We start from the raw sequence: 24,273 nt of genomic DNA on the forward strand, positions 1-24,273 counted from the left end.
TCATTTGTGTCCCAGCAAGGTATCGCAACCGCCACCGAGAATCCCATCATGCAAACCGCAATCAACCTCTGGCCGCTGCTCGGCGTGCTGGTCATCGTTCTGGGCTTCGTCCTGCGCTTCAATCCCATGCTGGTCGTGGCGCTTGCCGCGCTTGCCACAGGTCTTGCAGCCAGCATGCCGCTGGACACCCTGCTGGCCACCATCGGTAACGGTTTCATCAAGACCCGCACACTGCCGCTGATCATCCTGCTGCCGCTGGCAGTGATCGGCCTGCTTGAGCGGCACGGCCTGCGTCTGCATGCACAAAACTGGATCGCCCGATTCACCGGTGCCACGGCAGGGCGCTTGCTGATCGCTTACCTGTTCGTGCGAGAAACCACCGCGGCGCTGGGGCTTACCAGCCTGGGCGGGCATCCGCAAATGGTGCGCCCACTGCTCGCGCCGATGGCCGAGGGTGCCGCTGAGTCGGGCTTCGGCAAGTTACCCGAAGCCTTGCGCATCAAGCTGCTGTCGCTGTGCGCGGCGACGGATAACGTCGGGCTGTTCTTCGGTGAGGACATCTTTGTGGCGTTTGGCGCGATTGCCCTGATGCACACCTTTCTGCTGGGCTCGGGCATTGACGTTGACCCCATGCACATCGCCTTCTGGGGAATCCCGACGGCGATTTGCGCGTTCGTCATCCACGCCATCCGCCTGCACCGTTTCGATCAGCGCCTTGACCGCGAACTGCAGGCGCTGCCGCCAGGCTCCGCTGCGCGGAAGGAGCTCGCGCCATGATCATTTCCATTCACTACCTTTACTGGCTGGCGGGCGTGATTCTGGCGATCACCGCGTTCATGACCGTCACTGATCGCAGCAATCCCAAGCGCTGGACGACAGGGCTGTTCTGGGGCTTGTTCGCCATCGCGTTCCTGGTGGGCGAGCGCCTGCCGCCGGTGTGGGTGGGCGTCGGTGTGATCGTCATGGCGGTCATTGCCGGGTTCGGCGGCGTGGGTTTCGGCCAGCATGAGAACCTCAATGACCGGGCACGGCGCGAGAGTGCAGGGCGGTTGAAGAACAAACTGTTCATTCCGGCCCTGGCGATTCCCCTGGTCACCGTGGTCGGTGCGGTGCTGCTGAAGAACGTCAAGTTCGGCGATGTCTATTTACTGGACCCGGCCAACAGCACGTTCGTGTCGCTGGGCATTGGCAGCCTGGTGGCGTTGGGGCTGGCGTGCTGGCTGACCCGGGACACGCCGGTGCAAGCCATGCGCGAGTCGCGGCGTCTCACCGAAGCATTGGGCTGGGCGCTGGTCCTGCCGCAGATGCTGGCGATGCTCGGGCTGGTGTTCAACGATGCTGGCGTTGGCAAGGCGGTGGCGCACTTGGCAACGGCGTACATCAACCTTGATTTCCGGCTCGTCGCGGTGATGGTGTACGTGCTGGGCATGGCGCTGTTCACTATTGTCATGGGCAACGGTTTTGCGGCGTTCCCGGTAATGACGGGCGGCATCGGTGTGCCGGTGCTGGTGGGCATGTACGGCGCCAATCCAGCGGTCATGGCCGCGATTGGCATGTTTTCGGGCTACTGCGGCACGCTGATGACGCCGATGGCCGCAAACTACAACCTGATCCCGGCCGCGTTGCTGGAGCTGCCGGACAAATACGCGGTGATCAAAGCGCAGATACCGACGGCGCTGGCGATGTTGGTGGCCAACATAGTGCTGCTCTATTTCCTGATGTAATTGTGGAGTTATCGGCTTCACTTGCCGATGAAATGACAGCTTGCCCTGACGCCTTCCCGGGCAAGCGCGCTCCTGCGGCCTACGCTCAGGATCAAAAGCCATCTCCATCCGCGTCTGGCTTTCGCTCAGGGTCGAGTGGCATCGCGGTCCTGTAGGAGCGCGCTTGCCCGCGATCTGGCGCGAAGCGGCAGCAAACCACGCAATCGATCCCTCCCTGCTTTTCCTGCCTCTTGCGCTGCCCAGCCTCGTCTCCAGATCAACTGTTCTGCCTCCCGGCACCATAACTAACGACATTAAATCCCCTCATCGCAAACGTTTGCGCTAAACCGTGGTCTGTACGACCGGTGGTTGCGAAGCCTCTGTCTCAAGGCTTCCAACGACCCTCGGCGTGCGCTTTTCGCCGCTGGCGCACAAGCGCCTGTGAGCACCTGAAAAAATAGGTTGAATAGTCACACAAAATGTTATTTAAATAACAAAAATAAAACCGCGACGGCGGCTCATCTTCCGGGCCCAGCGGGTGCACAAGGTAATCACACACATGAACAAGATCGCGGTCATCGGCAGCAACATGGTGGATTTGATCACCTACATCGACCGGATGCCGGCGCAGGGCGAGACCCTCGAAGCACCCAATTTCGCCATGGGCTGCGGGGGCAAAGGTGCCAACCAGGCTGTAGCGGCTGCCAAGCTTGGGGCGGACGTGCTGATGCTGAGCAAGGTTGGCGACGACATGTTTGCCGACAACACCCTGGCCAACTTCACCCGCTACGGGATCGATACCCAGTTCGTGCAGCGGGTGCCCGGGGTTTCCAGTGGCGTGGCGCCGATCTTCGTGCAGAGCGACTCGCACAACAGCATCCTCATCGTCAAAGGCGCCAATGCGCACCTGAAGCCGGCAGACATCGATGCGGCACAGGCGGCACTGCGCGATTGCGCGCTGATCGTGCTGCAGCTGGAAATCGAGCTTGAGACGGTTTACTACGCCATCGAATTCGCCAAGGCCAACGGGATTCCAGTGCTGCTCAACCCTGCGCCGGCCGTCAAAGGCTTGAGCCGTGAGCACCTGTCGCAGCTGGACTTTTTCATCCCCAACGAAACCGAGCTGGCGTTGATCACCGGGCAGACCGTCGATTCCCTTGAATCGGCACGCGCCGCAGCCTTGCAACTGGTACAGGACGGTATCCGCCACGTCATCGTGACCCTGGGTGAGAAGGGCGCGCTGTACGTGGGCGAAGAAGGCGAATTTCGCGTTGAGGGCATCAAGGTCGACGCCCGCGACACCACCGGCGCAGGCGATGCGTTCATTGGCTGCTTCGCCCGCCACTGGAGCGAAGACGGCGACATGCGCAACGCCATGACCCGTGCGGTGGCCTATTCCGCCTGTTCGGTCACAGGCCTCGGTACCCAGAGTTCTTACCCGGACGCTGCCGCGTTCGGCCACTTTCTCGACACCCTTTGAGCCGCCGCGCCCTGCCGATCGCCTGATCGGTGGGGCGGGTATTCCCTGCACTTCCCGGAGAACAACAATGACAACGCCCGCGCTCCAACAATCACCGGACGGGTTCTACCTGAACCGCACGCCGTGGTTCGCCTTCCTGCTGCTGTGCTGCTGCTTCGCGTTGTGGGCGGCGGCGGCGAGCATGAACGACGTGCTCATCGCGCACTTTAAAAAGGCCTTCCTGCTCAGCGACGTGCAGACGTCCTTTGTGCAATCGGCGTTCTACCTCGGTTACTTCTTCGTGGCGATTCCGGCGGCCATGGTCGTCAGGCGTTTCAGCTACAAGACCACCATCCTCATCGGCCTGGTGCTGTACATGGCGGGCTGCTCGCTGTTCTTCCCGGCAGCGTCAATGGCCAAATACGGCATGTTCCTGATGGCACTGTTCGTCATCGCGGCCGGCCTGGCGTTCCTTGAGACCGCATGCAACACCTACTCGACGCTGATGGGCCCGCGTGAAACCGGCACCCGTCGCCTGAATATCTCGCAGACCTTCCACCCGTTCGGGGCGATGACCGGCGTATACGTGGGCAGCTTCGTGATGTTCAAGGACACCGATGCGACCACCGAGCAACTGACGCAGATGAGTGCTTCGGAGGCGGCCATCCAGCAACTGCAGATGATCCAGTCAACGCTGCTGCCGTACAAATGGATGATCGCGGTGCTGATCCTGATGTTCGTGCTGATCGCCTTCACCAAGTTTCCGGCCTGCAAAGGCAACGTCCAGACCCAGGTCAAATCCAGCAGCATCGGCCAGAGCCTGTCGCGTTTGTGGCGTAACCCGCGCTTCACCTTCGGTGTGCTGGCGCAGTTCCTGTACGTGGGCGCGCAAGTCGGCGTGTGGAGTTTCACCATTCGCCTGGCCATGCAAATGGGCGGGATGAACGAGCGCAGCGCCTCGTGGTTCCTGCTGACCACCTTCGCCGCTTACTTTGTCGGCAAGATGGTTGCCAACCTGCTGATGCGCAAAATGTCCCCGGCCAAGGTGCTGGCGATCTACGGCGTACTGACCATCGTGCTACTGGCGTACACCATTCTGGTGCCGAACATCAGCGCGGTGTATGCGGCCGTCGGCGTGAGCATTTTCCTGGGCCCTTGCTGGCCGACCATCTACGGCCTGACCATTGACGGTCTGGGCGAAGACACCGGCGTCGGCGGCTCGCTGCTGGTGATGAGCATCGTTGGTGGCGGCGTAATGCCGATCTTCCAGGGCCTGCTGTCCGATGCCACCCACGGCAACATGCAGATTGCCTACACCGTACCGTTGCTGTGCTTCGTGGTGATCGTGGCCTACGCGATCAAATGCATGCGTGACCCGCTGACCGCCAAAGCACCCGTTGGCGCGGTGACGGCATCATGATGGCGAGTGACAAGCGCACCACCATTTCGGTGTACCCCGAGCTCTTCAGCGGGGATGAGAAAACACTGCTGGAATCGGCCGACTTTCGTGTGCTGGCCTGGGCCTACCCCAGCGGTGTGAAGGCCCTGGCGCTGGAAAACAATCGGGGCCGGGTCGTGGTGTTGCCTTATCAGGGGCAGATGGTCTGGTCGGCGGTGTTTGACGGCTGCGACCTGACCATGCGCAACATGTTCGAACAGCCGCGCCCCAGCCCGACGGTGATTGGTACTTACGGCTGCTTCATGTTTCACAGCGGTCTGCTGCGCAACGGCTGCCCGACGCCGGATGACGACCACCCGCTGCACGGCGAGATGCCCTGCGCGCCCATGGACCGGGCGTGGCTGGAAGTCGGTGAGGATGCCGCCGGACCGTTCTTGCGCCTCGGCGGCGAATACGAGTACGTGATGGGCTTCGGTGACCACTATCGCGCGATGCCCAGTGTGACCTTGCGCGCAGGTTCGGCGCTGTTCGACATCGGCATGGACGTGCGCAACCTGGCCGGCAAGCCGATGGAGCTGATGTACATGGCGCACATGAACTACGCCTACGTAGACGGCGCTCGTTTCGTCGAACCGCTGGGCGTGGAGCGTACGCGGGTGCGCAGCAGCGTTCCCGCCCACGTAAAGCCCACGCCGGCGTGGTCGGCGTACATGGCCGAATTGACGGAGGATCCTGCGCGGCTTGAAAGCCTTGAAACGCCCGAGCTGTACGACCCGGAGATCGTCTGCTTCTTCGACGGCGCCCGGGCGGACGCTCAGGGCAACGCGCATTTTCTGCTCAAGCATCCCGACGGCCCGGCGTTTTACACGCGCTACCAGCCAGCACAGTTCGATCACGCGGCCCGATGGATATTGCATAACGCCGATCAGCAAGTGGCCGCCTTCGTGCTGCCTGCGACCTGCGAGCCGGAGGGTTATCTGGCGGAAAAGACCAAGGGCAATGTGCGCGAGTTGGACGCAGGGCAGAGCGCCTCGTTCAGCGTGACAACGGGGTATCTGGCCGCAGAAGAAGTGCAGCAGCTGGAAGGAGATTTGAAACGCTGAGGGATCAGTCGACGCCCGGGCGTCGAGGCTGTACGCACTCACTGTAGGCGCTGCGGGCGCCCCGGCTGTCGAGGCTGTACGCAGTCATTGTGAGCGCTGCGGGCGCCCCGGTCGTCGAGGCTGTACGCAGTCACTGTGGGCGCTGCGGGCGCCCCGGCCGTCGAGGCTGTACGCACTCACTGTAGGAGCTGCTGGAGGTTACGACAGTGGCGAACGCGGTGGCTCAGCTGCGGATCCGCTTGCAGGCAGACCGCCTTCGCCAGCACGGTGGAGCCCCCCGGCGGCTCCTACGGATCAGGAATGTGTCGCACACCGCACACTGCCCACCGGGCAGCGCCACTGACTGGGCGTTGCTCACACCACCCAACGCGCCCCATACCCCTCGATCAAATCCCGATAGGCTTTGGGCAGCTTCTTGTCGCTCACCACCACGTGGAAATCCTGCAGCGTGGCGAAGTGCGCGGTACGCACGGCATCGAACTTGGAATGGTCGGCCAGCAGCATGCAATGCCGGGCCTGACGCAGGACCTTTTGCTTCACCTCCACTTCGTTGAAGTTGAAGCAGGTCACGCCGAGTTCATCGCTGACACCCGCAGCCGAGACAAACGCCCAAGTCAGCCGAATGCCATCAAGAATCGTCGCTTCGCTGTGGTGCTCGAACACCTGATTCTTGCGATGAAAGGTGCCGCCGCACAGCACGATGGAACAATTGGGTTTCTGCTGCAGCTTGAGCAGCACGTTGAGCGAGTTGCACACAGCAGTGAACTCCAGCTCATCCGGTATGAAGTCAATGACAAAAGGAATGGTCGTCCCACAGTCAAAAAATACCGTGTCGCCTGGCTGAATGAACGCGGCGGCCAGTTTGCCGACGCGCCGCTTTTCCTCCACGTGACGCATGCCTTGCTCGGTGACCTTGTAGTCACTGGCCTCGGCCGGATCGAACGCCAGGGTGATGTGCCCGCCCAACAAATGAAATTTGTCGGGGTGCCGGGTCAAGTCGCGGCGCAGGGTCATCTCCGAAACATCCAGCAGGGCGGCCATTTCCTTCAGGTGAATGGCCTTCTGGTCTTGCAGGGCCTGCTGGATCAATTTGATGCGGTCGGATTTTTTACTGTCCACGGGCATTCCGATTGTCGAATGGATATGGTAAAAAAATAACATTCATTGTTATATTTACAACATAAAATGATGCGCTCAGGCATGAAGCTTAAAGCGTGTCGCCGGTTACCGCTTCACTATCAGGAAACGATTTGCCATGAAGATTGAACCCGCAGCACTCGCGCAGTACATCGACCACACGTTGCTGGCCGCCGACGCCAGCCGCGAGCAGATCGCAATGCTGTGCCGCGAAGCCCAGGAACACGGATTCTATTCGGTGTGCGTGAATTCCGGCCAGGTGCCTTATGCCGCTTCGTTGCTGCAGGGGCAGGCCGTCAAGGTCTGCGCCGTGGTGGGCTTTCCACTCGGCGCCGGGCTGAGCGACACCAAAGCGTTCGAGGCCAGGCAGGCGATCGCTGCCGGTGCTGGCGAGATCGACATGGTCTTGAACATCGGCTGGCTGAAAGACGGTCTGTTCGACGAAGTGCGTGATGACATTGCGGCGGTCAAAGACGCGTGCGGTGCCGTGCCTTTGAAAGTGATCTTCGAAACCTGCCTGCTGGACGACGCACAGAAAACCCGCGCGGCCGAAATCTGTCGCGAGCTCAATGTCGCGTTCGTCAAAACGTCCACGGGTTTCAGCCGCAGCGGCGCGACCCTGGAAGACGTGGCGTTGATGCGCAAAGTGGTCGGGCAGGGCGTCGGTGTAAAAGCCTCCGGCGGCGTGCGTGATTACGCGACGGCTGTGGCGATGATCGAAGCGGGCGCCACGCGGCTGGGCACCAGCTCCGGCATCGCAATCGTCACCGGCGCAACGGCGTCGGGCACAGGTTACTGATTGCCACCCGGTCAGAGAGCGCTGCACCCATCGCGTTGCAGCGCTCCCGATCCGTCCGGCCTGTTGAGGGAAGGCTTTGCGACGGAAAGCCTTGCGACGAAAGGCCTTTCAGCGGAAAGAAGAGGACCCACCCCGCCAATGAATGGCAAACTGCCGGTGCATTCATTTCTGCACCGGACACTCATCCCCCATGCAAACATTCTCCCTGGCGAGGCTCAAGGCTCGCTGGTTCTTCTGGCTGTGCCTGCTGGTGATCGTCGTCGGTCTGCCGGTCGGGTGCGCGGCGTTGCAACACAAGGAGCGTGAGCTGGTTTTCATGATCGAACCCGGTACCGCGAGTTGGTACCACGGTCTGCCGTCCGATGTGCAAGAGCTTGAGCTCAAGGCGCCTTCCTTCGGCATCACCCAGAACATCCATGCGTGGTGGTGGCCGTCGGACAAAAAAGACGCCCCGGCGATTCTGTATCTGCACGGCTCGCGCTGGAACCTGACGGGCCAGCTGTTTCGTATCGAGCAATTGCGCGCGCTGGGTTTCTCGATCCTCGCCATCGACTATCGCGGCTTCGGCCAGAGCAAGGGCCAGTTGCCTTCTGAGGCGTCGGTGTATGAAGACGCGCGCATCGCCTGGGAGCGCCTTGTGCAGCTGCAGCCCGATCCGCAAAAGCGGCTGATCTACGGGCATTCGCTGGGTGGCGCTGTGGCGGTCGATCTCGCGGCCGAGCTGGGCCGCGATGCGCAAAAAGGCGACGAGCCGATCCAGGCGCGCGGCTTGATCATCGAATCAACCTTCACCAACTTGGCCGACGTGGCGTCCTCGGTCGCCAGTAAACGCACCTCGTTGCCGGTGCGCTGGCTCGTTTCGCAGAAATTCGACTCCATCGACAAAATCGCCGACGTGCACATGCCCGTGCTGATCGTCCACGGCACAGCGGACCAGTTCGTCGCGCCGCAATTCAGCGAGGCGCTGTTCGAGGCCGCGCAAGAACCCAAACGTTTGTTGATGGTGCCCGGCGGCAATCACAACAACAGCATGAGCCTCGGACGTCAGGCCTATACCCAGGCCATCCAGAACCTGCTCAGCGCGAAGCCGCCGGCGGCGCATGCCTCCGCCGCCGAGTCCGCACCGCTCAAACAGGCCGGTTAGTCTCTTCACGATGGCGGAGCGCTACCGATGGCCACTCACTCTCATGACGATGCACATCTGACCCACTCACCGCATGACTGGGTACTGCGTGCTGCGCCGCTGCCGCAGCTGGAAAGGATCGAGGCGTATTTTCACGGGCACGGGTTCGACATGCACCGGCACGACACCTACGCCATCGGTCATACCCTGTCGGGTGTGCAGAGCTTTCGATACGGAAATGAAAGGGTGAATAACCTGCCGGGCCGCACGCTTGTGCTTCACCCGGATGAGGCGCACGACGGGCGTGCCGGCACCGAGGACGGCTTCCGCTACCGGATGTTCTACCTGGAGCCGGCCTTGATCCAGCAGGTGCTGGGCGGCACGCCACTGCCGTTCATCAAGGGCGCCGCGTCAAATCATCCCGGTTTGTTCAGCGCAACTCAGGCGTTGTTGGCGGACCTCGACGCGGCGCTGGATCCGCTTGAGCTGGACGACGCCCTCTACGACATCGCTGTCGCGCTGCAAGCAGCCGCCGGGGTACGCAAGGGACGGCAGACGGTCAATTACGCCGGCGCGCAGCGTGCGCGTGAATTGCTGCTGGCGAGTCTGGAGCAAGGCGTCAGCCTGGCTGAATTGGAGCACGCCAGCGATACCGATCGCTGGCGCCTGTCGCGGGATTTTCGCGCGCTGTTCGGGACCACGCCTTATCGCTACCTGACTCTGCGCCGGCTGGACCAGGTTCGCCATTCGATAGCGCTGGGCGTCTCGCTCACCGACGCGTCAGCCATGGCAGGCTTCGCGGACCAGAGCCACATGACCCGCCATTTTGTGAAAACCTTCGGCTACCCGCCGGGACGCTGGTTGAAGATGTTGAAGGTCCAGCGAGCCGTCTGAATGGCGTCAAACGAGGAATTTGGCGCCGGTCGCAAACCTGTAGGAGCGCGCTTGCCCGCGAAGGCGGTGTGTCAGTTGCCGGGTATGTCGCTGAGCGACCGGGTTCGCCAGCAAGCCGGCTCCTACAGAATGGCGTCAAACGAGGAATTTGGCGCCGGTCGCAAAACCTGCGGGAACGCGCTTGCTGGCGAAGGCGGTGTGTCAGTTGCCGGGTATGTCGCCGAGCGACTGGGTTCGCCAGCAAGCCGGCTCCTGCAGAGTGAATGGCGTCAAACGAGGAATTTGGCGCCGGTCGCAAAACCTGCGCGAATGCGCTTACTGGCGAAGGCGGTGTGTCAGTTGCCGGGTATGTCGCCGAGCGACTGGGTTCGCCAGCAAGCCGGCTCCTGCAGAGTGAATGGCGTCAAACGAAGAATTTGGCGTCGGTCGCAAAACTGTAGCAGCCGGCTTGCTGGCGAAGGCGCAGTTTCAGGCACTGCAGCGGCGCTGATCAAACCGGATTCGCCAGCAAGCCGGCTCCTCCAGAATGAAATGGCCGCCACTTCAACCGTGCAATAACGTTCAAGACCCTGCTGGAACGCATGCTCTAGATTGGCCCACATCACCCGCCTTCGGAGCCGCTCACGTGTCCACGTCCCAAACCCGCCACACACCCGTCAACTTCGCCCACAAATACAGCCTGTTCACCGAACAGTGGCAGCCAAAGGTCGTCGCGCAGATGAACGACTACCAATTCAAGCTGGCGCGGCTGGAGGGGGATTTTCTCTGGCACCGCCATGACGACACCGATGAAACGTTCATCGTGCTCGAAGGGTGCCTGCGCATTGATTTTCGCGACGGCTTTGTCGAGCTCGATGCAGGCGAGCTGTATGTGGTGCCCAAGGGGGTGGAGCACAAGCCCTCCGCCGAGCAGGAAGTGAAGCTCATGCTGATCGAGCCCGTAGGTGTGATCAATACCGGCAACGACACCAACGCGCGCACCGCTCAGAACGACGTCTGGATCTGATTCACGTCGCCGGCTGCTCGGCCTCGGGCTTGGGCAGCAGCACTGCAATCAGCGCCCTGACCACACCGGGCAGGGCGTCCAGTTCACGCACCAGAATGCTGCGTTCACGCACCGCCCATGGCTCGTCGAGCTCAATGGTCGCCAGCTTCATGGTGCGGCTGTGGCGCAAGGCCGCCGACTCCGGGATCACCCCGATCCCCACGCCTGCTTCCACCATCCGGCAGATGGCTTCAAAGCTCGATACTTGAATCCGCAGCGACAGCTGCTGGCCCATGCGCTCGACGTGATCGCGCAGAAAGCTCAGCAACGTGCTGCCTTCGTGCAGGCCGATGTGCTGAAACGCCAGAGTTTGTTTGAACGTGACCTTTTTCTCCCCTGCAAGCTCATGGCCCACCGGCACCGCCAGCACCAGCCGGTCGGTGCTGAAGTGGATCACTTGCAAGCCCGCCGCTTCAACCGGGCCGGCGATGATGCCCATGTCGCTGCTGCCGTCGAGCACGCCGCGCACGATGTCCCGCGATAGACGCTCTTGCAGATCGACCGTGACACCTGGCCGCTGCGCAAGAAAGCCGGCCAATACCTCGGGCAGAAACTCGGTCACGGCCGTGGTGTTGGCGAAGATACGGATGTGCCCGGCCGAGTCGGTGCCGTAGTGGGTGAACTCGCTCTTGAGGTAATCCACCTGGCTCATGATCAGCCGCGCGTGTTTGAGCAGGCGCTGGCCGGCCGGGGTTAGCTCAACCCCGCGGCTGTCGCGGTACAGCAGGCGTGTGCCGAGCTGGCCTTCCAGCGCCTTGATCCGGGCGCTCGCCGCTGCAGGAGAGAGAAAAGCCCGGCGCGCGCCCTGGGTCAGGCTGGGTGATTCTCCGATGTGGATGAAGAGGCGCAGGTCAGCAAGGTCGAAGTGCATGGACGTGTCCGGGGGGTGCAGAAGGCGTTCAGCATACCCGAACGCCGCTATTCGCAAATGCAAATTCACAGAATGCCGGCGCACTTTCATGATCAGCCCACAACAACAAAGCCGGAGGGTTACTTCCAATGAGTGCTGCAGATACGCCCATGGATTTCACTGCCTGGATTGGGCGCACCGAAGAAGCCCAGGATCATCTGAGCGTCAACCTGATCAAGCGCATCGCCGCCACTTTTGGCGAGCCGACCCCGGCCATTGGGGATCCTCTGCCGCCGCTGTGGCAGTGGTGTTTCTTTCAGGAACCGGTGTTTGAATCGCAGCTCGGCGGTGACGGCCATCCGGCCCGCGGCGGCTTTCTGCCCCCTGCGGACAATCGCAACCGCATGTGGGCTGGTGGCCGGGTTGAATTCCTCCGGTCGCTCAAAGTGGGCGCTGATGCGCATCGTCTGTCGACCATCCTGCACATTGAAGAGAAGCACGGTCGTACCGGCTCGCTGCTGTTCGTGACGGTGCGTCACGACTACTCGCAGCAGGGCGAACTCTGCGTCCGCGAAGAGCAGGACATCGTTTACCGCGAGCCGAACCCGCCCAAGCTCAGTAGTGGCGACGCGCCGGAGCAGGGCGACTGGAACGAGGTTATCGAGCCGACGCCGACGCTGCTGTTCCGCTATTCGGCAGTGACCTTCAACGGTCATCGCATTCATTACGACTATCCCTACGTCACCGACACTGAAGGCTACTCAGGCCTGGTCGTGCACGGGCCGATGATCGCCACGTTCAATCTTCGCGCGTTCATCCGCGCCAACCCCGACAGGCACGTGCGGCATTTCGCCTATCGCGGCGTGCGACCGCTCAACGTGCCGGCGGCCTTCCGCGTAGGTGGGCGCGTCGTCGAGCCTGGCAAAGCGCAGTTGTGGGCGGGCAACGATGCCGGCGTGGCCCAGAGCGCTGAAGTCCTCTTTGACTGATTGCTTCTTTTACTGAGCCAGCGTGGCGGTCATCCCCGCGCCGGCCGATGCGAGTGAACACCATGAATCCCTACGAAGACGAAGACCTCAATGCCATCCGTGACGGCGTGCGTGCGCTGTGTGCCGAGTTCCCTGCCGAGTACTGGCGCAGGATCGACGAAGAAAAAGGTTTCCCGGAAGCATTCGTCAAGGCGCTGACCGATGCCGGCTGGCTGTCGGCGATGATCCCCGAGGAATACGGCGGCTCCGGCCTGGGCCTGGCGGAGGCCTCTGTCATCCTCGAAGAAGTGAACGCCTGTGGCGGCAACTCCGGCACGGTGCATGGCCAGATGTACAACATGTTCACCCTGCTGCGCCATGGCAGCGAGGCGCAGAAAAGTTACTACTTGCCCAAGCTCGCCAGCGGCGAATTACGCTTGCAGTCGATGGGCGTGACCGAGCCCACCACCGGTACTGACACCACCAAGATCAAGACCACGGCGGTCAGGCAGGGCGACAAGTATGTGATCAACGGCCAGAAGGTGTGGATCTCCCGCGTGCAGCATTCCGACCTGATGATTCTGCTCGCGCGCACCACGCCGCTCGCCGAGGTCACCAAAAAGTCCGAAGGCATGTCGATCTTTCTCGTCGACCTGCGTGACGCCATTGGCAACGGACTGACCGTTCAGCCCATCGCCAACATGGTCAACCACGAAACCAACGAGCTGTTTTTCGACAACCTTGAGCTGCCCGCCGACAGCCTGATAGGCGAGGAAGGCAAAGGCTTCCGCTACATCCTTGATGGCCTGAACGCAGAACGCACACTGATCGCCGCCGAGTGCATCGGTGACGGGCGCTGGTTCATCGAAAAATCCGCCGCCTACGCCCGTGATCGCGTGGTATTCGGTCGTCCGATCGGGCAAAACCAGGGCGTGCAGTTCCCCATTGCCGAAGCGCACATCGAGATCGAGGCCGCGGACCTGATGCGTTGGCGTGCCTGTGAAGAATACGACGCCGGCAAGAACGCCGGGGCCAGCGCCAACATGGCCAAGTACCTGGCCGCAAAGGCATCGTGGGAGGCTGCCAATGCCTGCCTGCAAACACACGGCGGCTTCGGCTTCGCCTGCGAATACGACGTGGAGCGCAAATTTCGCGAAACCCGCCTGTACCAGGTCGCGCCAATCTCCACCAACCTGATTCTTTCCTACGTCGCCGAGCACTTGCTCGAACTGCCACGCAGTTTCTGAGGATTCCCCTATGAGCCATACCCAGGCATTGGCGGGGTTCCTCGCCGAGCTGACCTACGAGCAAATCCCAGGCGTCGTACTCGACCGCACCGAAGACCTGTTTCTTGACTGGATCGGCTCGGCGCTGGCCAGCCAGGGCGCACGGCCCATCCCGCTGTTCGAGCGCTACGCCGAACGCATGGGGCCGCAACAGGGCAAGGCAAAGATTCTGGTCAGCGGTCGTGGCACCTCGGCGTATTTCGCCGCGCTGGTGAATGGCGCGTCGTCGCACCTGGTCGAACAGGACGATCTGCACAACAGCTCGGTGTTGCACCCGGCAACCGTGGTTTTTTCGGCGGTGCTGGCAGCGGCGCAGGACCTCGGCAAAACTGGCCAGGACCTGTTGCTGGCGTCCGTGGCCGGCTACGAGGCCGGCATTCGCATCGGCGAATTCATGGGCCGCTCGCACTACCGCATCTTTCACACCACCGCGACGGTCGGCACCCTCGCCGCAGCGGTCGGTGTGGGTAAGCTGCTGGACTTTGACAAGGAACAATTCATCAACCTGCTGGGCACCGCAGGCACGCAGGCCGCCGGGTTGTGGGAGTTCTTGCGTGACGCTGCCGATTCCAAACAGCTGCACACCGCCAAGGCTGCAGCCGATGGCCTGCTGGCGGCGTACCTCACCGAAGACGGCCTGACCGGCGCGCGCAATATTCTGGAGGGCGATCAAGGCATGGCGGCGGGCATGTCCAGCGACAGCGATGCCACCAAATTGTCCGACCGCCTCGGCAGCCGTTGGGCGCTGGTTGAAACCTCGTTCAAATTCCATGCCTCGTGCCGGCATACCCATCCCGCCGCTGATGCGTTGCTGCACCTGATGCAACGGGAAGGCCTGCGCCATGAGCAGATCGCCAGGGTCGTCACGCGGGTGCATCAGGGTGCCATTGATGTGCTGGGTCGGGTTGATGTGCCACAGACCGTGCATCAGGCCAAGTTTTCCATGGGCGCGGTGCTGGGCCTGATCGCAGTCCATGGCAGCGCCCAGCTGATCGAATTTCGCGACCTGGCGCTGACGGATCCTGACGTTGCTGCGTTCCGCGAAAAGGTCTCGATGGAGCTGGACCCCGAAGTGGATGACGCTTATCCCGCGAGATGGCTGGGCCGGGTCATGGTGTCCACCACCGATGGCCGCACCCTGAGCGCGGGCATTGATGAGCCCAAAGGCGATCCGGGCAACACCCTGTCCAGGGCCGAGCTTGAGGACAAGGTCCAGCGCCTGCTGGCGTTCTCCGGTGCGCGCACGGTGGAGCAGGGCACGGCGTTGATTCAGCGGGTCTGGCAGCTGCGCGACGCGCGGGATTTGCACGACCTGATCTAACAGCAACCCTTTTTTGTAGGAGCGCGCTTGCCCGCGATGCGGTGTGTCAGAGACAGCGCCGGTGACTGGCACTCCGCAATTCGCGGGCAAGCGCGCTCCTACAAGATCGTCGCCCGGCATGGGCTATGAGGTTTACGAACATGACTCAACAACCCCTCCGTCCCCTCGACGGCATCACCGTGGTCAGCCTTGAACACGCCATCGCCGCACCGTTCTGCACCCGGCAACTGGCGGACCTGGGTGCGCGCGTGATCAAGATCGAGCGCCCCGGCGTTGGCGATTTCGCTCGGGGCTACGACCAGCGCGTCGATGGCCTGGCCTCGCATTTCGTCTGGACCAACCGCTCCAAGGAAAGCCTGACCCTGGACCTCAAGCAGGACGAGGCCGGCGATATTCTGGAGTCGCTGCTCGGTAAGGCCGACGTGCTGGTGCAGAACCTTGCGCCGGGCGCTGCGTCGCGCATGGGCCTGTCGTTCGAGACCCTGCATGCACGTTTCCCGCGGCTGATCGTGTGTGACATTTCCGGTTACGGCGAAGGCGGGCCGTACGAGAAGAAGAAAGCCTACGACCTGTTGATCCAGAGTGAAGGCGGCTTTTTATCGGTGACCGGCGGGCCTGGCGAGAACGAAATGGCCAAGGCCGGATGCTCCATCGCCGACATCGCCGCCGGCATGTACGCCTACACCGGCATCCTTTCGGCGCTGATGCTGCGCGACAAGACCGGGGAGGGCAGCCGCATCGACGTCAGCATGCTCGAAAGCCTGGTGGAGTGGATGGGTTACCCGATGTATTACGCCTACAACGGCGCATCGCCGCCGCCAAGGGCCGGAGCATCGCATTCGACGATCTATCCGTATGGGCCGTTTCCTACGGGCGGTGGCGGCACCATCATGCTCGGTCTGCAGAACGAGCGGGAATGGGCGCTGTTCTGCGAGAAAGTCCTGCTTGAGCCGGCGCTGGCGACGGACGAGCGCTTCTCGGCGAACTTCAAACGATCTGAAAACCGCGAGGTGCTGAGACAAATCATTGTCGATGGCTTCGCCGCGCTGACGGTCGACGACGTGGTTGCACGCCTGGAAGACGCCCAGATCGCCAACGCCCGCGTCAACGACATGCAAGGCGTCTGGGACCATCCGCAGCTCAAGTCGCGTGACCGTTGGCGCGAAGTCGACAGCCCGTCCGGCCCGTTGCCCTCGCTGCTGCCGCCGGGCCATAACGCGGCGTTTACTCCGCGTATGGACGGCGTGCCGGGCTTGGGTCAGCACACCGCCAGCATCCTCGGCGAGCTGGGGTTTTCTGCCGAAGACCAGACGCGAATGGCGGCGGGCGGGGTGGTGTAAGCCTCACGACCGCGTGGACCTGTCGCCAATGCCCGTCTTTATTGGAACGCGGGGTCCTTTCGCCATCGCAGAGCGCGGTCCCATTGTCGCTGCCCGCTATTGCAGGACCATGCGGACTACTCGCCGTTGCCCGCCATTGCACGACCATGCGGACTACTCGCCGTTGCCCGCCATTGCACGACCATGCGGACTACTCGCCGCTGCCCACCATTGTAGGAGCGCGCTTGCCCGCGAAGAGGCCGGATCATCCGCCATATCTTCCGCGGCTGAAAACAGGCTTCGCCATTTAGATCCAGCGCCTTCCGGTCATGCCAGAGGGTTGCGCCGACAATCGTTATTCAGGAGCTTCAACCATGCCGCACCCCCTCATTCGCTCCGCGCTGTTCGTTCCCGGCAGTCGCCCCGAGCGCTTTGCCAAGGCGCTGGCCGCAGGCGCCGATGCGGTGATTGTCGATTTTGAAGACGCCGTCGAAGAATCGCTCAAGCGCCAGGCGCGGGACAACCTTGGGGTCTTCCTGAACAGCCATCCGCAAGCGGCCGTATGGGTCCGGGTCAACGCACCTGCCCATGCCGAGCATGCCGATGACCTGGCGTTTTGCCGACAACAGGCCGGGGTTGTCGGGGTGCTCTTGCCCAAGGTCGAAAGCGCTGCTCACGTGGCGGCCGTCTGGCAGGCGGGCAAGCCGGTGTGGCCGATCATCGAAAGCGCAAAGGGGTTGCTGGCACTGGAGCAGATCGCTCACGCCACTGGTGTCCAACGTTTGTCATTCGGCGGGCTCGATCTGGCCCTGGACCTGAGCCTCAATACGGGAACCCCCGCCGCACAGATGTTTCTGGATCAGGCGCGGATGTCGGTGCAGCTGCACTCCAGAGGCGCGGAACTGCTGCCACCGCTGGACGGTGTCTATCCCGCGATCGGCGATCAGCAGGGCCTGCATCGCGCGGTCCGGCACGCGTACGACATGGGCTACGGCGGCGCGCTGTGCATTCATCCGGCGCAAGTTCCGGTCATCCACGCCGCGCTGGCGCCCAGTGCCGAAGACCTCAACTGGGCACGCAAGGTGATCGATGCCAGCGCCGCAGCACGGGGTGCCGGGGCTTTTCAGCTGGATGGGCAAATGATCGATGCACCCGTGCTGCTGCGTGCTCAGCGCTTGCTGGCATTGGCGGCGGGATAAGCGCACCTGAACGCATGCTCGCGTTCAGCACCGGCGAACGCCGGCTTAGACAAAACCTGATTCTCCAAACACTCGGGGTTGGTCATCGTGACATTGCACTATGCTCATGCTCTCCACCTGCTCCTGCAAACATAAGCTCCTACAAAAATAAGAAGGTGATATCGATGTTGAAGCTGACCAAAGCGCTTTTCTGCGCGGCCGCTGTTTCCGTGGCCGGCCTGGCACACGCCGCTGACCCGATCACGATCAAGTTCGCCCACGTGGTGGCCGAAAACACACCAAAAGGCCAAGGGGCCTTACTCTTCCAGAAAATGGTCGCCGCTGACCCCGCCTTGAAAGACAAGGTCAAAGTCGAGGTCTACCCGAACTCTTCGCTGTTCGGCGACGGCAAGGAAATGGAAGCCCTGCTGCTGGGTGATGTGCAGATGCTGGCGCCGTCTCTGGCCAAGTTCGAGCAGTACACCAAGAAAGTGCAAATTTTCGACCTGCCGTTTCTGTTCAATGACCTGGCCGCCGTTGACCGTTTCCAGCAAGGCCCTCAGGGCAAGGCCCTGCTGACCTCAATGGACGACAAAGGCATTCACGGCCTGGCGTATTGGCACAACGGCTTGAAGCAACTGTCGGCCAACAAGAAGCTGGTCGAACCGAAGGATGCGCGCGGCCTGAAATTCCGCGTTCAGGCATCCAGCGTCCTCGAAGCCCAGTTCGTTGCCCTGCGCGCCAACCCGCGCAAGATGAGCTTCGCCGAGGTCTATCAAGGCCTGCAGACCGGCACCGTCAACGGCACTGAAAACACCTGGTCGAACTACGAAAGCCAGAAGGTCAACGAGGTGCAGCCGTTCTTCACCGAATCCAATCACGGCCTGATCGACTACATGGTCATCACCAACTCCAAGTTCTGGAACGGCCTGCCAGCGGACGTGCGTGACGAACTGCAGAAGATCCTCGACCAGGTGACTGTCGAGGTGAACAAGCAGGCCGAAGCACTGAACCAGACGGCGAAGCAGAAGATCATCGACGCCAAAACCAGCGAAATCGTGACGTTGACTCCCGAGCAGCGCGCCAAGTGGCGTGAAGTCATGAAACCGGTCTGGGACAAGTTCTCCGAAGACATCGGCGCCGACCTGATCAAGGCAGCCGACGATTCCAACAAGGCGCCCTGAGCCTTAGATCGTTTCTCGTTACAGACAGTGACGGTCCGGCGACCACCCCACGTGCGGGTGGTCAGCCCGCACGACCTGCGCTATGCCTGGCTACGTGTGGCGTCCTTTGGAGAAAATACCTATGCACCCGCTGACGCGATTCTGGGAGCATCTGGAGGAGGGCATGATTGCCTTCCTGCTGGCTGCCATGACCCTCGTGACATTCGTCTACGTGGCGTTGAACAACATTTACACCCTGTTTTATTCCCTCAGCGATCAATGGGCGGTCAGCAGTGACTTTTTCGCCGGCATCGGCGATCACCTCATGGGCTATGCGCAAGCGATGACCTGGAGCGTGGCGCTGACCAAGGCGCTGTTTGGCTGGCTGATCTTTTTCGGCATTTCCTATGGCGTGCGCACCGCGGGCCACCTGGGCGTCGATGCGCTGGTCAAGAAAACCAGCAAACCGGTGCAGCGCGTGCTCGCCATGCTGGCGTGTGCCTGCTGCCTTGCCTACGCGGGTCTGTTTCTCGTCGCCAGCTACAAGTGGGTGTCGGCGCTGTTCGTGGCCGGCATCGGTGCCGAAGACCTCGACCGGTTCGGCATCGAGGTGGCGTACATCGCGATCATCGTGCCGATCGGCTTTGGCCTGGTGATAGCGCGTTACCTGGAAATCCTCTACCGCATCTGGACGCACCGGCAGACCGGGCTGGGTCTGGCTGACGAAGCGGCCGAAGCGAGCAAGCTGGCCAACCCTGCCGAGGAGCAGCACTGATGACCGTTATCTGCCTGTTCCTGTTGCTATTCGTTTTCATGTTTCTGGGCGTGCCCATCGCGATTTCCCTCGGATTGTCCGGTGCTGTTTCGATCCTCATGTTCAGTCAGGATTCGCTGAGCTCGCTGGCGATCAAGCTGTTTGAAACGTCCGACAGCTACACCTTTCTAGCGATCCCGTTCTTCCTGTTGTCCGGCGCCTTCATGACCACGGGTGGCGTCGCCCAGCGTCTGATCGACTTTGCAAATGCCTGCGTCGGCCACATTCGTGGCGGCCTTGCAATTGCCGCAGTGCTGGCCTGCATGCTCTTCGCGGCGTTGTCCGGTTCCTCGCCTGCAACGGTCGCAGCCGTCGGTTCGATCGCCGTTGCCGGCATGGTGCGTTCCGGTTACCCGAAGGAGTTCGGCGCCGGGATCATCTGCAACGCCGGTACTTTGGGCATTCTGATTCCGCCGTCCATCGTGATGGTGGTGTACGCCGCAGCCACCGAGACCTCGGTCGGCAAGCTGTTCATCGCAGGCGTGATTCCCGGCATCCTGCTGGGTCTGGCGCTGATGGTGGTGATCTACATTGTGGCCCGGGTCAAGAAACTTCCGGCCCAGCCACGGGTGACTTTCCGTCAGTGGCTACACACCGCGCAACGCGCATTCTGGGGCCTGATGCTGCTGGTGATCATCCTCGGCGGGATCTACAGCGGCATGTTTACCCCCACCGAAGCGGCGGCCGTGGCAGCCGTCTATTCGGCGTTCATCGCGTTGTTTGTGTACAAGGACATGAGCTTCAAGGACTGCCCGAAGGTCCTGCTGGAATCGGGACGGCTGTCGATCATGCTGATGTTCATCATCGCCAATGCGATGCTGTTCGCCCATGTGCTGACCACCGAGCAGATCCCCCAACAGATCACCGCGTGGGTCATCTCCGAAGGGCTGACGCCGATCGGCTTCCTGATCATGGTCAACATCGTGCTGTTGATTGCGGGCAGCTTCATGGAGCCTTCGGCAATCATCCTGATCCTTGCGCCGATCTTCTTCCCGATTGCCATGAAGCTGGGGATTGATCCCATCCACCTGGGCATCGTCATGGTGGTCAACATGGAAATCGGTCTGGTCCACCCACCGGTCGGGCTCAACCTGTTCGTGACCTCCGCCGTGACTGGCCTGACGCTGGGGCAGACCATTCGCGCTGCCTTGCCGTGGCTGTCGATTCTGCTGGTGTTTCTGCTGCTGGTGACTTACGTGCCCTTCATCTCGCTCGCGCTGCCTAACTGGCTGGGCATGCCATGACAGCGTGAGCGATTCAACCGAACTGTGAGCACAGTGCCTTTGCCCCCGATGACGCATGTCTTCGGGGGCTTTTTTGTGCCCGATATTTCCAGTGCGCAAGGGTGCAGTGCTGGCGAGAAAACAGCTGATCTGTACGCTTGATCGGGTTGAAGTGGTTGGTGCCGGGTTGGCCTTTTGGCCGACTGTGTAGGGCGATTCCTGACTTTTATTAGGACGCTTCTTCTTCGTGTTTTGGCTATGGAATGGGGCTTTGAAATGCCGCATCTTCGCCCGCTTCAGCCCTCTCTCATGGACGAGTTGATCCGGTTTTGCCTGACCGGTCAGGGGCGCCTTTTCCTGCCAGGGACGCTCATCCATGCTCACCGCACTGCCACCTTTCTTCGATCACAGCCGCCACACGCTCGTTGTCCATAGCTTGCCTGTCTCGCTCGATGTTCTGGCTTTTGAAGGCGAAGAACAGCTGAGTCAGCCGTTTCTTTACCGCATCGAATTCACCTCCCTTGATCGCGACATCGCGGCCGATCAAATCCTGGGCAAGAGCGCCCAGTTCAGCCTGCATGCTGCCCCGCATACCTTGCCCAGAGCCATTCGGGGCTTGCCGGTGCCGAAGGTCGAAGCGCTGCGCACGCTGCATGGCGTCATTACCGGTTTCAAGCGGCTCTCGGGTTCAGTGGATGAAGCGCGCTACGAAGTGACGCTGCAGCCGCTGCTGGCCTTGCTCGGGCGTGGCAAGCAATACCGGATCTACCAGCACCAGTCGGTGCCGGAGATCGTCGAGAGCGTTTTGCGCACTCGGCATGATTTCGAGGGGCAGGATTTCCGGTTCACCCTGGTGCGCGACTACCCGCGGCGCGAGCAGGTGATGCAGTACGGCGAGAGTGACCTGGCCTTTATTTCGCGGCTGCTGGCGGAAGTGGGGATCTGGTACCGGTTCACCAACGACGAGCGATTGGGTCTTGCGGTGGTCGAGTTTCACGACGATCAGCGCCACTACGTCAAGCCGCGGATCAGTCTTCCGTATCGCCCTCAGTCCGGTTTGGGAAGCAGTGGCGAGGACGGCGTCTGGCAGTTGCAGGCGAGTCATGAGGTGGTCGAAAAAAGCATCCACTTTCGGGCTTATCACCATCGCGATGCCCGTGCATGGCTGGACGGGTCGGTGGATCAGACCCGGGGTGACACGACGACTTATGGTGAGGCGTATCACTACGCCGAACCTTATACCGCGCTGGGTGACAAGCTCGATCAGGATGAGGACCTGCTGGGGGAAAGCGGGTTTTTCTATGCCCGGCTTCGGCATGAACAGTATCTGAATGGGCAGACGTTGCTCAGCGGTGTTTGTAGCAGTGCTTCTTTGGGACTGGCGCAGGTGCTGCAGATTTCAGGCGGCGCGCCGCAGGCGTTTGAGCCGGGTGCGGTTGTTACTCGATTGCTACTGCGTGCCGCGCGGGACCGCAGTTTCGAGCTGAGCTTTGAGGCGATTCCCTATTCGGAAAGCCTGTGCTTCCGACCGCCGTTGCTGGAAAAACCGAAGATGGCCGGGACTGTTCCGGCCCGCGTGACTAGCTCGCTGGCCAACGATCCGTACAGCCACATCGACAGTGAAGGCCGCTACAAGGTCAGCTTCTTATTCGACCGCGACAGCTGGAAGCTGGGTCAGGAGAGCCTGTGGTTGCGTTTGGCCAGGCCGTACGCCGGAGATACCCACGGCCTGCACCTGCCGCTGATCTGCGGCACCGAAGTGGCGATTGCGTTTGAACAAGGCGACCCCGACCGGCCGTACATCGCCCACGCTTTGCACGACAGCCGACATCCCGACCACGTTACGTTGTTGCGCCGGGACTACACGCGCAATGTGCTGCGCACTCCGGCCAACAACAAACTGCGGATGGAGGATGAGCGCGGCAAAGAGCACATCAAGCTCAGCACCGAACACAGCGGCAAGAGCCAGCTGAATCTTGGGCATCTGGTGGATGACGAGAAGCTAAAACGCGGCGAAGGGTTTGAGCTGCGCACCGATGGCCGGGGTGCGATTCGGGCCGGGAATGGGTTGTTTATCAGTGCGGATGAACAGACCAAAGCCCAAGGCAAGCAGCTGGACATGGATGCAGCAGTGGGCCGCTTGCAGCACGCCGGCGAACAGCTCGAACGGCTATCGGCCGACGCCGCTCTCAGCCAGGCAGATCCAGCGGATGTACAGGCGCAGCTCGATCTGCTGACAGACAAGCTCAAGGCACTGCAGCAATCCGTCCTTCTGCTCAGCGCCCCGCAGGGCATTGCGCTGACCAGCGGCGGGCATCTGCAGCTGGCCTCGCAAGACAACCTGATGCTCAACGCGGGCGGCGCGGCCGACATCAGCGTGGTGAAGAAAATGTTCATGGGCATCGGCCAGGGGCTGAGCGTGTTCGTGCGCAAGCTCGGGATCAAACTGATCGCCAACCAGGGACCGGTGAGTATCCAGGCGCAAAATGATCGTCTGGAGCTGCTGGCCCGCCAAGGCCTGAACATCACCAGCACCGGAGACGAAATTCACATCACCGCCAAGAAACGCATCGTCCTCAATGCAGGCGGCAGCTACCTCGCCATTGAGCAATGCAGCATCGAATCCGGCACCGCCGGCGACTACCTGATCAAGGCCGCGCACTTCGACTTCAGACCAAAAGCCACACAGGCGGCAATTCTGCCCGTCTTGCCGGCGGGGCTGGAGGCTCCATCGAACCTGCATGGGCTTGGACCCAGCCTTCGCGGCAGTAACACCCACTCCGAGCAGAGCGCGACGGGCGATACCGGGCCTAAGCTAGAGCCCGAGCCATTGGAAGAGGAAGAGGAGGAAGAGGAGATCACCGAAGGGCTCACCGAGGGCATCACCCTGAGGATTGGCCTGTTCTTCGACGGCACCGGCAACAACCAGAGCAATGCGGCGGCGACGGAGCAATGCCGACGTCAGGATCTGAACAGTTTCACGGCTGAGGAACTGGAGAGCATTGCGGCAACATGCGAGCAATACGGGTTTGGCGAGTTTGACGGGAGCGGGTTCAACAGCGCGCCGGATAACAGTTACGGGAATGCGCCGAGCAATGTGGCGCATTTGTATGACTTGTATCCGGATAACACTGCTACGCCGTTAAGCGAAGATGCCGAGATTGGGTACGTCAGGGTTTACGTCGAAGGTATTGGTACTCGAAGCGGTGGTGCAGATGCAACGCTGATTGGCCAAGGTCTTGGACAGGGGGAAACGGGTGTGGTGGCGCGAGTTGGGCAGGTGCCAAATCTGCTCCTGAAACAAATAGATCTTCTGCAAGAAACAAATTCGGACATTGCTGTCCAGAAAATTGAGTTCGACATTTTTGGCTTCAGCCGTGGCGCGGCCGCGGCTCGCCATTGCGCTAATGAAGTGCTTAAGCCGGGTCGTGGGTTGTTCCGCGAACTGCTTGCCGGAGGCTCGGCAGGCCTATTGAAACATGTTAATTC

19 protein-coding genes and 1 pseudogene are annotated in these 24,273 nt (G+C 61.5%); 18 read left to right on the forward strand and 2 right to left on the reverse strand.

Going from position 1 to position 24,273, the window contains the following annotated elements; all coding sequences use genetic code 11:
• Positions 1 to 48 precede the first annotated feature (48 nt).
• The 5 genes from LT42_RS00940 to LT42_RS00960 all read left to right on the forward strand — a co-directional run bounded on the left by LT42_RS00940 (position 49) and on the right by LT42_RS00960 (position 5,664).
• The gene (locus LT42_RS00940; protein WP_037012717.1) at positions 49 to 777 is read left to right on the forward strand and encodes a DUF969 domain-containing protein; all 729 of its coding nucleotides are present in this window, start codon (positions 49 to 51) and stop codon (positions 775 to 777) included.
• A complete protein-coding gene (locus LT42_RS00945) occupies positions 774 to 1,724 on the forward strand; it encodes a DUF979 domain-containing protein (RefSeq protein ID WP_037009132.1) in 951 nt (316 codons plus the stop codon). Before LT42_RS00940 ends, LT42_RS00945 begins: the two co-directional genes overlap by 4 nt.
• A 538-nt stretch (positions 1,725 to 2,262) precedes the next feature.
• The gene (gene rbsK, locus LT42_RS00950; protein ID WP_037009133.1) at positions 2,263 to 3,183 is read left to right on the forward strand and encodes a ribokinase; all 921 of its coding nucleotides are present in this window, start codon (positions 2,263 to 2,265) and stop codon (positions 3,181 to 3,183) included.
• Between the two features lie 67 nt (positions 3,184 to 3,250).
• Positions 3,251 to 4,582 carry an L-fucose:H+ symporter permease gene (fucP, locus tag LT42_RS00955; RefSeq protein WP_037009135.1) on the forward strand — a complete coding sequence of 444 codons (1,332 nt, stop codon included), beginning with the start codon at positions 3,251 to 3,253 and terminating at the stop codon, positions 4,580 to 4,582.
• Entirely contained in the window at positions 4,579 to 5,664 is a 1,086-nt protein-coding gene (locus LT42_RS00960) for an aldose 1-epimerase family protein (RefSeq protein ID WP_037009136.1), read from the forward strand. Before fucP ends, LT42_RS00960 begins: the two co-directional genes overlap by 4 nt.
• A gap of 354 nt (positions 5,665 to 6,018) precedes the next feature.
• Here LT42_RS00960 and deoR read toward each other — a convergent pair whose 3' ends face one another.
• A complete protein-coding gene (deoR, locus tag LT42_RS00965) occupies positions 6,019 to 6,789 on the reverse strand; it encodes a DNA-binding transcriptional repressor DeoR (RefSeq protein ID WP_037009138.1) in 771 nt (256 codons plus the stop codon).
• Between the two features lie 130 nt (positions 6,790 to 6,919).
• Here deoR and deoC point away from each other — a divergent pair, with 130 nt between their 5' ends.
• The 4 genes from deoC (at position 6,920) to LT42_RS00985 (ending at position 10,623) form a co-directional block, all read left to right on the forward strand.
• A complete protein-coding gene (gene deoC, locus LT42_RS00970) occupies positions 6,920 to 7,600 on the forward strand; it encodes a deoxyribose-phosphate aldolase (RefSeq protein WP_037009139.1) in 681 nt (226 codons plus the stop codon).
• Positions 7,601 to 7,790: 190 nt separating this feature from the next.
• Positions 7,791 to 8,744 (forward strand): alpha/beta hydrolase, encoded by a 954-nt coding sequence (locus LT42_RS00975; protein ID WP_037009141.1) that lies wholly within the window; start codon positions 7,791 to 7,793, stop codon positions 8,742 to 8,744.
• A 27-nt stretch (positions 8,745 to 8,771) separates the two neighbouring features.
• Positions 8,772 to 9,617, forward strand: a complete 846-nt coding sequence (locus LT42_RS00980; RefSeq protein WP_052074948.1) for an AraC family transcriptional regulator — start codon at positions 8,772 to 8,774, stop codon at positions 9,615 to 9,617.
• Positions 9,618 to 10,242: 625 nt separating this feature from the next.
• Positions 10,243 to 10,623 (forward strand): cupin domain-containing protein, encoded by a 381-nt coding sequence (locus LT42_RS00985; RefSeq protein WP_037009143.1) that lies wholly within the window; start codon positions 10,243 to 10,245, stop codon positions 10,621 to 10,623.
• 1 nt (position 10,624) lies between these two features.
• On the opposite strand, the gene LT42_RS00990 is transcribed toward LT42_RS00985, so the two are convergent.
• Positions 10,625 to 11,533, reverse strand: a complete 909-nt coding sequence (locus LT42_RS00990; RefSeq protein WP_037009145.1) for a LysR family transcriptional regulator — start codon at positions 11,531 to 11,533, stop codon at positions 10,625 to 10,627.
• A 128-nt stretch (positions 11,534 to 11,661) separates the two neighbouring features.
• Here LT42_RS00990 and LT42_RS00995 point away from each other — a divergent pair, with 128 nt between their 5' ends.
• From LT42_RS00995 to LT42_RS26110, 9 genes and pseudogenes are all read left to right on the forward strand, one after another.
• Entirely contained in the window at positions 11,662 to 12,501 is an 840-nt protein-coding gene (locus LT42_RS00995) for an HTD2 family dehydratase (protein ID WP_037009149.1), read from the forward strand.
• 62 nt (positions 12,502 to 12,563) lie between these two features.
• A complete protein-coding gene (locus LT42_RS01000; protein WP_037012722.1) occupies positions 12,564 to 13,727 on the forward strand; it encodes an acyl-CoA dehydrogenase family protein in 1,164 nt (387 codons plus the stop codon).
• 10 nt (positions 13,728 to 13,737) lie between these two features.
• Entirely contained in the window at positions 13,738 to 15,087 is a 1,350-nt protein-coding gene (locus LT42_RS01005; protein WP_037009151.1) for an MmgE/PrpD family protein, read from the forward strand.
• Between the two features lie 140 nt (positions 15,088 to 15,227).
• On the forward strand, positions 15,228 to 16,427 hold the full coding sequence (locus LT42_RS01010) for a CaiB/BaiF CoA transferase family protein (protein WP_037009154.1): 1,200 nt from the start codon (positions 15,228 to 15,230) through the stop codon (positions 16,425 to 16,427).
• Positions 16,428 to 16,780: 353 nt separating this feature from the next.
• Complete coding sequence (locus LT42_RS01015) at positions 16,781 to 17,605, forward strand: HpcH/HpaI aldolase/citrate lyase family protein (RefSeq protein WP_037009156.1); 825 nt, start codon at positions 16,781 to 16,783, stop codon at positions 17,603 to 17,605.
• A gap of 164 nt (positions 17,606 to 17,769) precedes the next feature.
• Positions 17,770 to 18,768: a TRAP transporter substrate-binding protein gene (locus tag LT42_RS01020; protein WP_037009157.1), complete on the forward strand. Its 999-nt coding sequence runs from the start codon at positions 17,770 to 17,772 to the stop codon at positions 18,766 to 18,768.
• Positions 18,769 to 18,889: 121 nt separating this feature from the next.
• Positions 18,890 to 19,522 carry a TRAP transporter small permease gene (locus tag LT42_RS01025; RefSeq protein ID WP_037009158.1) on the forward strand — a complete coding sequence of 211 codons (633 nt, stop codon included), beginning with the start codon at positions 18,890 to 18,892 and terminating at the stop codon, positions 19,520 to 19,522.
• The gene (dctM, locus tag LT42_RS01030) at positions 19,522 to 20,805 is read left to right on the forward strand and encodes a C4-dicarboxylate TRAP transporter large permease protein DctM (RefSeq protein ID WP_037009159.1); all 1,284 of its coding nucleotides are present in this window, start codon (positions 19,522 to 19,524) and stop codon (positions 20,803 to 20,805) included. Before LT42_RS01025 ends, dctM begins: the two co-directional genes overlap by 1 nt.
• Before the next feature lie 355 nt (positions 20,806 to 21,160).
• Positions 21,161 to 23,423, forward strand: a pseudogene (locus LT42_RS26110) (type VI secretion system Vgr family protein); the annotation flags it as partial.
• Positions 23,424 to 24,273: the final 850 nt, after the last annotated feature.

Origin of the sequence: Pseudomonas lutea, from assembly GCF_000759445.1 — a bacterium.
Classification (GTDB): Bacteria; Pseudomonadota; Gammaproteobacteria; order Pseudomonadales; family Pseudomonadaceae; genus Aquipseudomonas; species Aquipseudomonas lutea.

What these genes read in the sequence shown, in the direction of transcription:
- LT42_RS00975 (WP_037009141.1), top strand. Translation starts at nt 7,791, where the DNA reads ATGCAAACATTCTCCCTGGCGAGGCTCAAGGCTCGCTGGTTCTTCTGG.
- LT42_RS00945 (WP_037009132.1), top strand. Translation starts at nt 774, where the DNA reads ATGATCATTTCCATTCACTACCTTTACTGGCTGGCGGGCGTGATTCTG.
- LT42_RS01015 (WP_037009156.1), top strand. Translation starts at nt 16,781, where the DNA reads ATGCCGCACCCCCTCATTCGCTCCGCGCTGTTCGTTCCCGGCAGTCGC.
- LT42_RS00980 (WP_052074948.1), top strand. Translation starts at nt 8,772, where the DNA reads ATGGCCACTCACTCTCATGACGATGCACATCTGACCCACTCACCGCAT.
- LT42_RS01005 (WP_037009151.1), top strand. Translation starts at nt 13,738, where the DNA reads ATGAGCCATACCCAGGCATTGGCGGGGTTCCTCGCCGAGCTGACCTAC.
- LT42_RS00940 (WP_037012717.1), top strand. Translation starts at nt 49, where the DNA reads ATGCAAACCGCAATCAACCTCTGGCCGCTGCTCGGCGTGCTGGTCATC.
- LT42_RS00960 (WP_037009136.1), top strand. Translation starts at nt 4,579, where the DNA reads ATGATGGCGAGTGACAAGCGCACCACCATTTCGGTGTACCCCGAGCTC.
- rbsK (WP_037009133.1), top strand. Translation starts at nt 2,263, where the DNA reads ATGAACAAGATCGCGGTCATCGGCAGCAACATGGTGGATTTGATCACC.
- LT42_RS01010 (WP_037009154.1), top strand. Translation starts at nt 15,228, where the DNA reads ATGACTCAACAACCCCTCCGTCCCCTCGACGGCATCACCGTGGTCAGC.
- dctM (WP_037009159.1), top strand. Translation starts at nt 19,522, where the DNA reads ATGACCGTTATCTGCCTGTTCCTGTTGCTATTCGTTTTCATGTTTCTG.
- fucP (WP_037009135.1), top strand. Translation starts at nt 3,251, where the DNA reads ATGACAACGCCCGCGCTCCAACAATCACCGGACGGGTTCTACCTGAAC.
- LT42_RS01025 (WP_037009158.1), top strand. Translation starts at nt 18,890, where the DNA reads ATGCACCCGCTGACGCGATTCTGGGAGCATCTGGAGGAGGGCATGATT.
- LT42_RS01020 (WP_037009157.1), top strand. Translation starts at nt 17,770, where the DNA reads ATGTTGAAGCTGACCAAAGCGCTTTTCTGCGCGGCCGCTGTTTCCGTG.
- LT42_RS01000 (WP_037012722.1), top strand. Translation starts at nt 12,564, where the DNA reads ATGAATCCCTACGAAGACGAAGACCTCAATGCCATCCGTGACGGCGTG.
- deoC (WP_037009139.1), top strand. Translation starts at nt 6,920, where the DNA reads ATGAAGATTGAACCCGCAGCACTCGCGCAGTACATCGACCACACGTTG.
- LT42_RS00995 (WP_037009149.1), top strand. Translation starts at nt 11,662, where the DNA reads ATGAGTGCTGCAGATACGCCCATGGATTTCACTGCCTGGATTGGGCGC.
- deoR (WP_037009138.1), bottom strand. Translation starts at nt 6,789, where the DNA reads ATGCCCGTGGACAGTAAAAAATCCGACCGCATCAAATTGATCCAGCAG.
- LT42_RS00990 (WP_037009145.1), bottom strand. Translation starts at nt 11,533, where the DNA reads ATGCACTTCGACCTTGCTGACCTGCGCCTCTTCATCCACATCGGAGAA.